The following is a 14885-nucleotide window of genomic DNA, read 5'->3' as shown; positions in this document are numbered from 1 at the left end:
GAGGGAAAGTATGAAGAAAAATTTTATGCTAGCATTGGTATTGATTCTGGTTGCCGGCTTTTACAGCGTTTCATTTGCGGGCATCAGTACCACACCTCACGACGTAGTTTCATGGCACAATACGAATCAACTTGGAACGAGGGTTAACACCGGAGTATGTTCTTATTGTCATATTCCGCATTCAGCAAAAGGTGACAGGTTGTTTCCAATAGCGGTAGCGTCAGAAACTGCGGGTGTAGGTAAGAGTAAATTGGGTATTGTAGCGTTCTTGTGCGCGCAATGTCATTCATCGATTGATAATGACTTTAACGCGGCCCATCTTGATCCTGCGAATGAAATGATTTTCAGGGCTTTACCAAAGCCAAACAGGGCGGCAGATACAACCACTTATGATACGCACCCGACGATATATACCTCGGCTTATATAAATGATACAACCCTTGGTATAGCGGATTCTACGTCGACAACGGCGATTTCAGTAAAGTGGCCTTATTATGATGACTGGTTACAGGGGAAAAGAGATATAGAATGTTCATCCTGCCACAATCCTCATGACTGGAACCAGGGCAACCGCAGAAATTATCTGCGCGTGGCTTATTTTGATTCTTCCGCATCGGAATACAGTTCGACGTATAACTCCAATTTCAGGAATGTATGTTCATTTTGTCATACAGGCCGTGATAAGAGCGGGGTTGGGACGTCCAACGAAGGATCACACCCGGTCGGCAACGTAGTAGCCGATCCAAATTCATTTGCAATGGGTTCGGGTTATGAAGGGATTTGGCTTGATTCTCTTAATTGTGACCCTGATACGACAGGAACAAGGTTTTTCAAAAAATATAAAGATACCACAGGTGTTTCAGGCAGTAAAGCCGGTAAAGCGGTAGGGGACAGGGGCGCTCATTTAGGGCCTGCAGGAGAATTTACATGCATGTCCTGCCATATGCCTCACGCCGCGCCTAATTCACAAGACGGAGTAACCAGCGCAAATGATACTTTGGGACTGGTTATGGGGCCGCTTCTTGTAAAGGACAATGACGAAACCGGTTACAGCTCCGCTAATGTTGATGTCTTCCAGGACGCATATTCCAAATGGCAGGGAGAAACAGCGTTTATTATCGATGAAGGTGAGAGCAATGCTTGTGAATGGTGTCACGGTATTACTCCAAAGAAGACAGATACAGTGGAAACATATGACCAGGATACTATTAAAAAGAAATATGCTCATCCTGTAAATAATTATCCGACATCCACGGCTGATAATACCACGAGGGCGTATATAAGTAATCTGGCAGACGAGATATATTCAAGCACGAATATCAGTTTAAGAATCAGGTATCCGGTACATGCTGATTCTACTTCAACTGGATGGAAGAATTACGAGGAAAGCGGTGCGCCGAATATATACACAATGGGTAATGCGAGAGGACAAGGTGATTACTTGATATGTAACAGTTGCCATGATGTCCACCTCGGGCAGGTTGGAACACCCATTTTAAGGGGTCCATCCTCAGTACAATATTGTGAAGACTGCCATTATGAAAATCCGCTTCCGGCAGGTACCTCGCATCCTATAAATAATTTAAAGGGTGCCCAGGTTTGTGACCTTACGACGGAAGACGGTATTGCTCTTCCAAACTACGCAAAATTGCCTTTATTGGGAACAAGTTCAGAACTTATGTGCAGGACATGCCATGGCGGTGCGTTTGGGACCGGAGTAATTCATGGCGGTATGGGAAGGTTCATGTTAGCGGATTACATTGATTTCGCGGAACTTTGTGTTAACTGCCATGGATGGATGGATACCGGCGCAGTTACTCTTTCTACCACTTACAGCAAAGGTTTGCTGGATACCTTACGTGTTGGTACAGCTAAGCAAAAAGCGGCAAATCCGAGTTACTGGTATTTAGAGGGGCCAAATCCTGTATGGGCACATAAGGATCCGAATGAAACAAACGGTACTGATAGATTGGGCAGCCATTATATCGGAGTTATTTCCAATAACAGGCCGTATTTAAGCAATGCCACTTATGGCTGGCTTGGAAGCAGTGATACGACATTAGACCATAGAGGAGAAATTGAAAATACGACTGATGTTGATAACTGGCTGGATACCACATGGTTTGGCGGCTGGCCCGGCAGGAGAATGTGGACTAATGCAACTGACGGAGTCGGTGTTGACCAGTATAGTATCGTTGGTTATTTGTATGCAACCGTGACTACACCTGTTGTTACTTGTTTATCCTGCCATACACCTCACGGTGCGGCTACAGGTGGTGCTACAGGTAATGGGCCGGTTGATGATACCACTGAAGATAACCAGTGGAGTGGCGAGCTGCTCCTGGCGAAGAACACAGGATCGTATATTTGTTATATATGCCATTTCCCGGCGGCGACACATCCGGTAGAGTTCCCGGGAACAACACACGTTGGGCATAAAGTAATAACAGATACAGCTTCAGCCCAGTACAATCCTCTCAATCCAAGCAATAAACATGATTGGGTCACGAGGACAGATACGACAATTAATTTATTCGATACAGCGGATCCAAAGAAGGTAGTTCGTGAATCAACTGCTATTTTTAAACCGGCGAATTATCCTTATGGCCAGATGGTTTGTGAATCCTGCCATTCAGCGCACAGCGCGAATTCACGCTGGGGTTCATATATTCTGGAAGGTGATACCACGAGGGCTTTCGTTGAAGTTTACAGCAGTGCATGGACTGCCATAGATACCGGATACTATAATAAGAGACCTGTAAATAATCATACTCAGCATGATACAGTAAAATCAGTCAATGACAGGCCTACTTGTGAAATGTGTCATCCGCAGGGAGAGTAACGGGTTAAGTTTGTATGTAGTTTTGTAACGAATTGTTAGTAAAGAAGCTCAACTCTGTCTTAAAAGATGGAGTTGAGCTTCTCTTTAATTTCTTTGTCTATTAGAAGGAGAAAAATATGAAAAAAGAATATAAAATTTGTTTTTTTGTAGCGGTGCTTTTAATTGTTTTCTTTTCTTCTTTTAATGTACAAGCGCAGAGAAAAAGCCGTCAAAAACAGCAGGGCCTGGAAACAAAGGGCAGGAGTAAAGTGTCGATTACGCCGAATATACATATGCAGCTGGGCTGTGAATCATGCCATATGGGAAGGCCAAAACCAGAGGACAAAGATATAAAGCTTTTAATGCCGAATAATGATATTGTTGAATTGTGCAAAAGCTGTCATGAAGACGCGGACCATCATAAAGTCAATGTGGTGCCGAGCGATGCCGTGAAAGTCCCTGATTTTCTGCCGCTTGGGGTGGACGGGGTCTCTAAAGGCAAGGTTGTCTGCAGTACATGCCATTATACTCATGTGGAATTGGCTGTAAATGTTTTACTTCGCGGGTTTCCCCAGGATGAAAATGACAAAACTGCAAAATTCGGGAGGCGGCTGGATTTGTGCGATGCCTGTCACGGTAAGGAATTTACAAAAAAATCTCCACACACAGATGATGAGGCAATGTGCAGTTTCTGCCACAGCAGTGACCCAAAAAAAGCAAAAGATGTTTTGAAAGAAACAATAAAAAGAGATATAATTGAGTTATGTGATTTTTGCCATGGAACAGCGGTAGGCGGGCATTTTCTGGAAGTTAATCCTTTCGCGGATAAATCAATCCGCAAAGAGTTCCCCACTACATTACCTGTGATAGATGGCGCAATTTCATGTATTACCTGTCATAATCCGCATGGCAATACGGGAGTTATGTATATACTGCGGCCTGATTACCAGAATTTTGCCGTAAAATCCAGAGAAATAAATCCTCATGAAAAGAGGGTATTCTGCCTTTCCTGCCATGAAAAAACACCGGAAAAAGGAGCGGCGGATGCCAGTGTTAAATTTGGAAGTGACGTTGAGATGTGCAATTGGTGTCATAAACAGTTCGAAGAGGGAGCGGGTCACCATCCGCTGAGTGAGGTTCATCCGGAATCAAAAATGATAAAAAGATCGGAAGGGTATCCTTTAAAAAACAATAAAATCATATGTTTGACCTGCCATGATAGAAAATTCGAATGCGAACAAGGTAAACTCAATGAAAATATTGCAGAAAAGAACCCAAGTTATCTTTTGGGCGGACCGTTTGAAGGCCGCAGCGACATTTGTTTTAAATGTCATATAAAAGAAGAAATCAAGAAAATAAACCCGCATAAAATGGTTGATGAAAAAGGCGGTATTGTTCCTGAAAGATGTAAATATTGCCATTCACTGCCGCCGGATAAAATAGTAGAGGGATCTAAAAACATCGGTTTGATCGGGGATGTAAATTTCTTGTGTATTTTATGCCATCTTGACAGGGACCATCCCGGGACGAAAAAAGACGGCACCGGTGCAAAACATCTTATTAAAATAGAAAGCACCAAAGAAGAAGTGGTAGATGGGAAGATAGTAATAGTTGAAAATAAAAATTTAAAACCAATTAAAGATATCCCGGTAAATTTATTGCCGCTGGATGAGAAAGGGTGGATAACCTGCGGTACATGCCATCAAGTTCATTCCAAAGGAATAATCAAGGGTGAACGGGGTAAAGTGGAAGATGTCGGTATGTGGCGCATGCCCCAGGACCAATTATGTACTTCATGTCATCCGTTTTAATTATGATTAAAAGAAAATTATTAACCATTAGTTTTTTGTTATTAGTTTTTGGCGGTTGTTTTGAAAGAAAAACAACCCCGTCCGGAAATATTACGCAGGGGCTTGATTTTATGGTCCGAGAAGATTATGACAAGGCGATAAAAGTGTTTTCGGATATATTAACGGAAAATCAGAAAAATACATCGGCACTTTATTACAGGGGTGTGGCATATTTAAAGAAAAGTGATGATGTGAATTATCTGACTGATTTTAAAAAATTGTATGAAATTGATAAAGATTTTAACTTTGAAAGCAGGTATTTCTGGGATGTAATAACTAATTGTTTTAGTGTCCGGAAAGACTATCCGAAATCAATTGAAATGTCCGTTTTCTATATAAAAAAGTTCCCGGGAGACGGGAATATCCTGCTTTCAAATAATATTATTGCGAACAGTTATTTGAGACTGAAAGAATTTGATAAGGCAATCGATTATTATCAGAAGGTCATAGATATTTCAGTAAACGGGAAATCCGCGCAAGAAAGAAAAGTGAATGCCGAGGCCAAAAACGCAATAGATTTCATTAAACAAAATTCTGATTATGATAGAAAACCCCTGTATATGTTTTCTGACGTTCAAAACGAAATTGACCCGCTGAAAAAAATTGAAATTGCAAGAAAAATACTGGAACTTTACCCGAAATGCAATCTCGCGGATAAAGTCCAGTATCAGATCGCAAGATTATACAGTGTTGACGGGTTAAATGATTTCGACCAGGCAATAAAAGAGTACCAGATACTTATAGATAAATATCCTAAAAGCCCGCTGGCGAAATCGGCAGAATACAGCATACTTGGAATAAGCGAAAAATATGATCCTGAAGCAGGTAAATTGCATGGGACAGTGCATTAATTTCTATCGGCAATTTTAGCTAAAAAGCGGCCTTAATGAAAAATATACGTCTTATTTTAATTTTTATTTGCGGTTTAAGTATTTCTGTTTCGGCACAGGTAAAGTTTCTTACTACACCTACATTGTTTCTTTATATAATAGAAGGAGAAGAGGAATTTCAGTTTAACCAGCCCCAGGATGTCGCGGTTGCCGCGAATGGAAACGTGTATATAGCAGATACTGTTAACCGCCGTATCCAGGTTTTTAATGATAAGGGTGAATTTGTTTCCGCATTTGGGAAGGAAGGCCGTGAAGATGAGGAATTTCTTGACCCCAACGGAGTGGGAGCTGATTCCGAGGGACGGATCTACGTGGCCGATCCAGTGTTAAACCAGGTGAAGATTTTTACACCAGAGGGTGAATTCGTAAGTAAATTTGAACTTAAGGCAGGCAGGCACCGGGGGCCCCAGGGAATAAAAGAAGACAGCCAGACCGGCGCGAATGATGTTTGTGTAGACAGCCAGGGGAATATCTGGGTGGCGGACGTGGATGACCAATTGCTTGAAGTTCATGATAAAAACGGCAATTATAAGTTTATTGTCAATGTCTTTGAAATAAACGGCAAACCAAGAGGTTTAGTCAGGCCTGCCTATATAGCGATTAACAGCCATGATGAGGTTTATGTATCATGCGGGATTATAAGCCGCATTTATAGATTCGATAATACCGGGAATTTTTTGACTGAATTTGGAGGACAGGGAGATGTAGCGGGCCTTTTTGGGCAAACATCTGGCATAGCTATAGATGAAATGGACAGGGTTTATGTAGCGGATATCGCTAAGGGAAATGTCCAGGTTTTTGACCGCGAAGGAAAATTTCTTTTTGCTCTTTCAGATGAAAAGGGTGGGCGCATGGATTTGACTACTATAGGAGGAATTGCAGCCAGGAAAGACCGCATCTACATTTCAGAACTTTTAAGGCACCGGATATCTGTCTGGAAATTCAAAAAATAAAATATTTATTTGATAAGGAATTAATTTTTCAATGAAAAGATGGTTACTTGCTTTTCTACTTATTATTTTATTAACTTTGGTTGTTAAAGCAAGTATCATTGAAACTGTTCATAACCAGGAACTCAACGCCCAATTTGCCGGAGGCGGCGAGTTTGAAGGTGTTTGTGCTTATTGTCATGTGCCGCACAGCGCTAAAGGGCCTGTATTATGGCGTTATGAATTAGAAGCGAGGGAATTTGGGAAGATCGGTAATTTGTGTTATTCCTGCCACGGGACGAACCGCGCGGGGACCCGCGCAAATAAATCTTTTACTGTTTTTGATTTGAAAAAAGATAACCATCCTGTTGTCCACGCGAGTAATATTGAACCTAATGTTGAAGAAACAGACTGGCTGAATGAAAGATTTATCGCGAGCAGCTGGCCTCATACTGAAGACACGACTGATATAGAGTGTTCTACCTGCCATAATCCCCATGATAACAGAAACGGCCGTTTTTTAAATACGTTAATATTTGATACTACTGCCGATGAAGGCGGTTCTTCTTATGAAAAAGAACTCCAGAATTTATGTTCTTACTGCCACCAAAAAAGAGAAACGAGCTCAAAAGGAATAAATAATAAAGGAACGCATCCGGTTGGTATGAATATAACCGGTGACGGCCTGCCGGGTATTGTTATTGACAGCGCTATTTTTGCGAATCCGTTTGGTGTTTTAGGCGGGCATTTAGCATATGGAACAACCGGCGGCATAATTTGTGCAACATGTCACAGCCCTCATGGTGTGCCGGGAGGCAAAGATGGTTTGTATTCCAACGGGATGTCTTTACATACAGGCCCGCTTTTAATTATTAATAATGATACAACGAAACCACAGCCGGATTCCACTGATATTCCGTACGCCTCAGGAGGCCAAAGTCTTCTTTGTGAATCCTGTCATGGGAAGACCCCGTATATGAAAGATACCACCCGTTTTTCGCACCCTGTTGACAGGTACCCGCTTGGAACAAGCAGTAACGATAATATATCTTCTTCGGGTGATACGTTAGAGGTTTATTATCCGCCGGCCTTCTGGGTAAATTATGAAGAATCAGGAGAACCCAATGAACACCAGGGTAAAGGCAGAAGGGTCCCGGGAGAGTATCTTGTCTGCATAAGCTGCCATGATCCGCATGGTGCTAAACCCGGGACGCCTCTTTTGCGCAGCGGTTCCTCGGAAAATTTATGTGAAGATTGCCATACAGATAAACCTGTCGCGGGAGAGAACCATCCTGTGGATACAGTCGGCATAAATATCTGGCGGGCCGGGGCAATAGAATTGAGCGGCCCGTTCAGGTTTAAAAATAAAGATGGTTTTGAGATGGCGATAAGAGAGTCTCTGGAAATTTACGATTCCCCGGGAATATTTCTTACCGGAATCCAGGCCGCGCTTGAATTGAAAAACGGATATATTACCTGCAGGACATGCCATTCCCCGCATTCGGCTGTAAATACAAGATTATTGACAATTACCGACAGAAATTCTGAAATATGCGAATGTTGTCATACACATCCTGAAGAGCCGCATAACCCAAGTGTATATTACCTGGAAGGGCCTGCCGAGATTTATCCAAACGGGAAGGCAAATGAATGGATAGAAATTAAGAAAGAAAACGAACCTAAAGCTGAAACCCATGATTTGCCGAGGCTGGGGAGCCACTATATCGGGGATGTTACATACAAAAATAGATATAAATATGATACTTATTCCGCTTATGATACAGGTGAAAGACAAGACTGGCTGGCGACTGCTTATGTAGATAATGGTTATAACACCCCATGGCCTGATTCCAACCAGTTTTCACATGCTGGCGGCCCGGGCGCGGACCCGGAACACTCGGGTTACGGCGGGACAATGATAATATGCCAGTCCTGCCATACTCCTCATGGTGCGGCTAGGGGCCTTGCCAGTGATGACGGGGCAAATTTGAGCCGTCTGCTTTTGACTTCCAATACAAGCTCAAAGCTTTGTTCAGGGTGCCATTATCCGCCGGGAAGCCATCCTGTATTATCAGAAACTGTTACACGGACAGAACAGCCTTTGAATCCCAGGAATTCACAGTTTGCAATAGGATATGATAATGAGCTGTATATTGATAATTTTACCATGCCGGCAGATTACCCCGATACTTCCGGTGATAACAATCCTCAAATGGTTTGTGAAAGCTGCCATACCGCTCATAACGCGTATTCATTAAGCGGGGCATTTATTACAGAGGCGGGAAAACTTTCCGTCGCACTTCCCTCTGTTCCTGAAGATAAGGGATGGTTTAATAAAAGGCCGCGTGAACGTGATCACCAGCCGTTATGCAACCGGTGCCATTTACAGGGGATAGTGGATGGGAAGTAGAAATACAATTCAAAAGTTAAAATTTAAAATGAAAAATTGTCGAACCGCCTCGCGGCGGAATTTTAAGCCCGAAAAACACCATATTTTGCATTTTGCATTTTGCATTTTTTATTTTATTTTTCCGGCTTCGTCTCTGATTTATGCGAGCGGTATAGTAGAGACAGTGCATAATCTTGAAGTCAATACTGAATGGGCGGGAGGCGTTGAATTAGAAGGTGTTTGCGCTTATTGTCATATACCGCACAGCGCAGTTGGTTCCCAGATCTGGCCGTATAAACCAAGGGAAAAAGATTACGGTGATTTTGGCAGCGTTTCACGTGTTTGTTATATATGCCATGGAACGAGCCTGGCAGGGACAAAAGCGAAAAAAATATTTACAGTGTTTAATGTTAAACGGGCAAACCACCCCGTTGGGTTCGCAAGTTATGAAACGCCGAATGTCGAAAATACTGATTGGCTTGGTGAAGTAGTTGATACCCCCGCCCAGGAATGGCCGGAGACTGAAAAAGAGAAAAGCATTCAATGTACTACCTGTCATAATCCCCATGATAATATTAACGGGAATTTTATGAGAGCAATGATGTATGATTCAGTGCAGGAAGAAGGAAATTTTTCAAATTATAAAGGCCCGGTCCAGAATTTTTGTTCCTACTGCCATCAGCAAAGAGAGGATTCGGGGAAAAAGAGTGATAACGGCGTAAGAGAAATCCCGGATTCAGGGACCCACCCGGCCGGGCATTCTGTTTCAAGGGAAAACGCCAGGAACGGCGGGGCCGGGATAATTTTAGATAGTATTTTTACCCAGCCAAAGGGCGTGCTTGGGGGGCATCTTTCTTATTTTACACAGGGCGGGATAATATGTATGACCTGTCACCAGGTCCATGGAGCAGAACCTGTCCAGGATGGTTTGTATATGGATAATACCCCTTTAAGAGTAGGGCCTCTATTGGTAGTAAATAATGATACGGTGGGAAGTGTTCCCGGGGAGAGCCTTCTGTGTGAAAAATGTCATACGGAAATGCCGGCGGTTGATACTGCCGGGAATAAACATACACACCCGGTAAATAAATTCCCCACACCGACCGATGATAATTTTTCTTCAAATGTAACACCCTATACCGAACGTGAATTTGGAAACGAAAAAGGGACGCCGTTATCTATTCATTATCCTTTTAATGAAGCCGATAATAGTCAATGGATTGATTATGAAGAATCAGGGGAGCCGAATACCCTGCCCGCAAACTTTGAGAGGACAATGGGTGAATATTTAATTTGTATGAGCTGCCATGATCCTCATGGGGCAAAGGCAGGTTCGCCGATATTGCGGGCAAATTCTTCAGATATTTTTTGCGAAGACTGTCATGGACGTAAACCCAGGTATAATGATTACAATAATTTTTTAAATCCGATTAGTGAAGAAATGGGGACACAAATAAAAGGTACGAAAGAAGTTTGGGGAGTCAGCCATCCGGTAAATGTGCCGATGATGAGCAGGGACCGGTTAAGAATGGCAATAAGGGATTCTTTAATAAATTCAGAAGGAATATTACTGCAAAATATCCGTTCAAAAATAAATTTGGTGGATAATAAAGTGGTCTGCCGCACATGCCATCTGGCACACACGGGCGAGGATAATTATCTTTTGGCAGTTACAGATGATAATTCTGAGATTTGTGAAGCCTGCCATACAAATGAAAAGAATCCTCATAATCCCAGTGTGTATTATTTTGAAGGTTTAGATTCGCTTCAAAGTAAAGATCCCACAGAGGATTTTGATACACTTAGATTAGGTTCCCATTATATAGGCGATGTGACCACAAATAGAAATGAATTCACGCGTGAAGGCATAATTATTAAACAGGAAGATCATTCTGACTGGCTTGGCACGGCACATGTTAATGATTATCGTGAAAAAAACAGGCCATGGGCATTTTCTAAACAATATACTCATATTGGCGGGCCCGGGGGCGACCGTAAAAGAGACGGTTATGATGAGATAAAAAAATACCCCCATGTTATATGCCAGAGCTGTCATACGCCGCATGGGGCCGCGACCGGACTTTCCGATTCCCCCGGCGAAGACAGGCTGCTTCTTGATATAAATAATTATTCGCAAATGTGCAATGATTGTCATACTCCCCCGGGTTCCCACCCTGTAATGGGCGATATCCTGGGCGGAAAAAATAAGCAATTAAGTATTTTAGATTCAATGATAGTCCAGGATGAGGTGTCTATGCTTCCTTGTGATTATCCCGTGGGCTGGCAGGATGGGGAGTATACTAATAATAAGGGGCAGGTAGTCAGGTGGAATCAGACACCGGGTGCTCCCAGGCATTTAGTTTGTGAAAGCTGCCATAGTTTGCATTCAGCCGCGAATTCACCCGGGGCGTATGTATTGGAAGAGGGCGAGGGAAATATTAACAGGGAAGGCGGCTATATTTATAAACCAACTAAACTTGATTTTTATCCGTTATGTAAAAAATGCCATTTGCAGGGGCAATACTAGAAGACAGAAGATATCAGGCATATAAGAGTTATTTTAATAAGGGAAATATATGGGGGAAAAAAAGGAACGCAGTAAATTAAATAAGTTTTTAATTGTATTTGGAATAGGTGTTTTAAGCGGTATAATTTCCGGTGGCCTGGGATATTGGATTGGGATTAGCCGCGGCCACCTGTTTTTTTCTACCCTGTTCAGCCTGTCTTTTGGATTTGTCTTCGGTATTTTTTACGGGGTTTATTATATTATGGAAAGATAGGATTATTGGAACTTACCGGTTATTAAGTAAAGAACCAAGGGTGCGTAGTTTCTCTAAGGATGAACTTGCCTTTTCTTTGGTTTTATAGTATAATAGTTGATAATATATATATTTTACAAGCAATGTTGGTAGATTTAGGAGGGAAAGTATGAAGAAAAGTTTTATGCCGGCTTTGACGCTTCTTCTGATTGCCTGCTTGTATAATATTTCATTTGCCGGCATAAGCCGGAGCCCGCACGATGTTGTTTTTTGGCACAATACCAACCAACTTGGATCACGGGTCAACACCGGGGTATGTTCTTTTTGTCATATTCCGCATTCAGCCAAAGGTGACAGGTTATTTCCAATATCAAAAGTAGTTGAAACTACAGGTGTAAGTAATAAAGAAAAAGTAGGGACTGTGGCATTTTTGTGCGCGCAGTGCCATACATCGATTGATACTGATTTTACCGCGGCCCATCTCGATCCTTCAAATGAAATAATTTTCAGGGCCTTATACAAGCCAGACAGGGCGGCGGACACAACTGCTTATGATACACACCCGACCCTGTATACTTCGGCTTATCTGGCTGATACAGCCGGCCTTGGTATAGCGGATTCCACCTCGACAACGGCGGCTTCAATAAAGTGGCCTTATTATGAAGATTGGTTAAAGGGTAAAAGAAATATAGAGTGTACAACCTGTCATAATGCTCATGAATGGAACCAGGGCAGCCGCAGAAACTATCTGCGTGCGGCTTACTTTGATTCTTCAGCATCGGATTACGGTACCACATATGACTCTGATTTCAGGAACATATGTTCATTTTGCCATACGGGCCGCGACAAGAGCGGAAGAGGGACATCCAACGAAGGATCGCATCCGGTCGGCAATATAGTGGCAGACCCGAATTCATTTGCAATGAATTCAGCTTATGTAGGGATATGGCTTGATACCCTGAATTGCGATCCTGATTCAACAGGGACAAGGTTTTTTAAAAAATATAAAGATACTACAGGTGCTTCAGGCAGTAAAGCCGGCAGGGCGGTAGGGGACAGGGGCGCTCATTTGGGGCCTTCCGGAGAATTTATATGCATGTCCTGCCATATGCCTCACGGCGCTCCTAATTCACAAGACGGGGTAACCAGCGCAAATGATACGTTTGAACTGGTTGTAGGACCTCTTTTAGTAAAAGATAATGATGGAAGCGGCTATTCCTCTTCTGCGGTGGATGTTTTTCAGGATGCATATTCCCATTGGTATATAGAAACAGCTTTTGTTATCGCCGAGGGCGAAAGCAACCTTTGTGAATGGTGCCACGGTATCACCCCTAAAAAAACAGATACGGCGGATTACGCGACAGCCGATGTGGATTTTGTCAAAAGGAAATACGCCCACCCTGTAAACAATTACCCGGCATCCACGGCCGATAATACCACGAGGGCGTATATAAGTAATCTGGCAAATGAGATATATTCAAGCACGGATATAGGTTTGCGGATCAGGTACCCGGTCCATGCTGATTCTACTTCAATCTCATGGGTGAATTATGAGGAAAGCGGTGCCCCGAATGTCCATGCAATGGGGACAACAAGGGTGTCAGGTACTTATTATTTAGTGTGCATGAGTTGTCATGATGCCCATTTTGGCGAGGTTGGGACGCCTATTTTAAGGGCCCAGTCATCACCGCAATTTTGTGAAGACTGCCATTATCAAAATCCGCTTCCCGCGGGCGCCTCACATCCTGTGAAGGGATTAAAGCCGGGCGTTATTTGCAACCTCGAGACAGAAGACGGTTCAGGTGCTTCGTTTACACTTCCGAACTACGCGAGGTTACCTTTATTAGGGACAGGCGCAAACGCGGAAGTTATATGCAGGACATGCCATGGCGGTGTATTCGGGACCGGGGTAATCCATGGAGCGATGGGAAGGTTCCTGCTTGCCGATTACATTGATTTCGCGGAACTTTGTGTTAACTGCCACGGATGGTGGGATACTGCAGCAATACCTCTTTCCACGACTTACAGCAAGGGTCTTTTGGATACCCTGCGCGTTGGAACGGCGAAACAAAAATCGGCAAATCCGAGTTATTGGTATTTAGAGGGCCCAAGTCCCGCGTGGGTACATAAGGATTCTACTGAACTATACGGCACCTCGAGGCTGGGCAGTCATTATATCGGAGTTATTTCCAATAACAGGCCGTATTTAAGTAATGCCACTTATGGGTGGCTTGGGAGCAGTGATACTACATTAGACCATAGAGGAGAGATAGAAAATACGACTGATGTTGACAACTGGCTGGACACTACATGGTTTGGCGGCTGGCCGGGGAGGAGGAAATGGACCTACGCGACAGACGGGGTCGGGGTTGACCAATATAGCATAGTGGGTTATTTGTATGGGACTACGACCATGCCTGTAATTACCTGTTTATCATGCCATACACCGCACGGCGCGGCAGCGGGCGGTTCCGCAGGCAACGGCCCTGTTGATGATACCACAGAAGACAGCACCTGGAGCGGCGAATTGCTTCTGGCGAAGAACACGGGGTCATATATATGTTATACATGCCATTTCCCGGCGGCGACACATCCTGTGGATGAGCCGGATACCACACACCCCGGGCACAAGGAAACCCCGGGAAATCCCAAAAATCCTGATAACAGGCATGACTGGGTTTCAAAAACAGACAGCACAATCAATATATACGATACAGTGGAACCAAAGAAGGTGGTCCGTGAATCGGCCGCTGTTTATAAACCCGCGAATTATCCTTACGGCAGGATGGTTTGTGAATCGTGCCACTCGGCGCACAGCGCGAATTCACGCTGGGGTTCGTATATATTGGAAGGTAATACCACAAATACGGGGAATTACAGCAGCGCGTGGACGTCCGCGGATACCGGATACTACAATAAGAGACCGGTGGCTAACCATACACAACATGATACAACAAAGACAGTTAATGACAGGCCTACATGTGAAATGTGCCACCCGCAGGGAGAGTAAAGAGGTAACTACGCAACTTGACTGGCTTATGAATGGACAGGGTTATTGAAACCTGCCTATTATCCAGAAAGAGAATTTCTGGAAGTTGTTTGTTATTATTAATGTTCCTATTACAGAACTTTGACAGTTAAACCCTAAAAAATCGCAAAAGAAGCGAAAAGAACCGCATAGAAATAAGGGGCGGTTCTTTTTTTTGGCCAAAGTGTAGTGCCATGTTTGATTAAAAATAATTAAAAT

General features: G+C 43.4%; 8 protein-coding genes. All 8 read left to right on the top strand.

From position 1 onward, the window contains the following. Positions 1–10 precede the first annotated feature (10 nt). The 8 genes from AB1498_03845 to AB1498_03810 all read left to right on the top strand — a co-directional run bounded on the left by AB1498_03845 (position 11) and on the right by AB1498_03810 (position 14648). The gene (locus AB1498_03845; GenBank protein MEW6087412.1) at positions 11–2842 is read left to right on the top strand and encodes a hypothetical protein; all 2832 of its coding nucleotides are present in this window, start codon (positions 11–13) and stop codon (positions 2840–2842) included. A gap of 116 nt (positions 2843–2958) precedes the next feature. Beyond that, positions 2959–4632 (top strand): hypothetical protein, encoded by a 1674-nt coding sequence (locus AB1498_03840; protein ID MEW6087411.1) that lies wholly within the window; start codon positions 2959–2961, stop codon positions 4630–4632. 2 nt (positions 4633–4634) lie between these two features. Continuing rightward, a complete protein-coding gene (locus tag AB1498_03835) occupies positions 4635–5522 on the top strand; it encodes a tetratricopeptide repeat protein (GenBank protein ID MEW6087410.1) in 888 nt (295 codons plus the stop codon). 35 nt (positions 5523–5557) lie between these two features. After that, positions 5558–6514 carry an NHL repeat-containing protein gene (locus AB1498_03830; protein ID MEW6087409.1) on the top strand — a complete coding sequence of 319 codons (957 nt, stop codon included), beginning with the start codon at positions 5558–5560 and terminating at the stop codon, positions 6512–6514. A 31-nt stretch (positions 6515–6545) separates the two neighbouring features. Next, complete coding sequence (locus tag AB1498_03825; protein MEW6087408.1) at positions 6546–8900, top strand: cytochrome c3 family protein; 2355 nt, start codon at positions 6546–6548, stop codon at positions 8898–8900. Further along, positions 8890–11406 (top strand): cytochrome c3 family protein, encoded by a 2517-nt coding sequence (locus AB1498_03820; protein MEW6087407.1) that lies wholly within the window; start codon positions 8890–8892, stop codon positions 11404–11406. Before AB1498_03825 ends, AB1498_03820 begins: the two co-directional genes overlap by 11 nt. A gap of 49 nt (positions 11407–11455) precedes the next feature. After that, a complete protein-coding gene (locus AB1498_03815; GenBank protein MEW6087406.1) occupies positions 11456–11659 on the top strand; it encodes a hypothetical protein in 204 nt (67 codons plus the stop codon). 148 nt (positions 11660–11807) lie between these two features. After that, entirely contained in the window at positions 11808–14648 is a 2841-nt protein-coding gene (locus tag AB1498_03810) for a hypothetical protein (GenBank protein MEW6087405.1), read from the top strand. Positions 14649–14885 lie beyond the last annotated feature (237 nt).

It is taken from the genome of bacterium, assembly GCA_040754625.1.
Taxonomy (GTDB): domain Bacteria; phylum JACRDZ01; class JAQUKH01; order JAQUKH01; family JAQUKH01; genus JAQUKH01.
This window is presented reverse-complemented; position numbering and strand designations above follow the sequence as displayed.

Excerpts from the sequence above, each read along its gene's own strand:
- AB1498_03825 (MEW6087408.1), top strand. The coding sequence starts at position 6,546 with ATGAAAAGATGGTTACTTGCTTTTCTACTTATTATTTTATTAACTTTG.
- AB1498_03830 (MEW6087409.1), top strand. The coding sequence starts at position 5,558 with ATGAAAAATATACGTCTTATTTTAATTTTTATTTGCGGTTTAAGTATT.
- AB1498_03815 (MEW6087406.1), top strand. The coding sequence starts at position 11,456 with ATGGGGGAAAAAAAGGAACGCAGTAAATTAAATAAGTTTTTAATTGTA.
- AB1498_03810 (MEW6087405.1), top strand. The coding sequence starts at position 11,808 with ATGAAGAAAAGTTTTATGCCGGCTTTGACGCTTCTTCTGATTGCCTGC.
- AB1498_03845 (MEW6087412.1), top strand. The coding sequence starts at position 11 with ATGAAGAAAAATTTTATGCTAGCATTGGTATTGATTCTGGTTGCCGGC.
- AB1498_03840 (MEW6087411.1), top strand. The coding sequence starts at position 2,959 with ATGAAAAAAGAATATAAAATTTGTTTTTTTGTAGCGGTGCTTTTAATT.
- AB1498_03820 (MEW6087407.1), top strand. The coding sequence starts at position 8,890 with ATGGGAAGTAGAAATACAATTCAAAAGTTAAAATTTAAAATGAAAAAT.
- AB1498_03835 (MEW6087410.1), top strand. The coding sequence starts at position 4,635 with ATGATTAAAAGAAAATTATTAACCATTAGTTTTTTGTTATTAGTTTTT.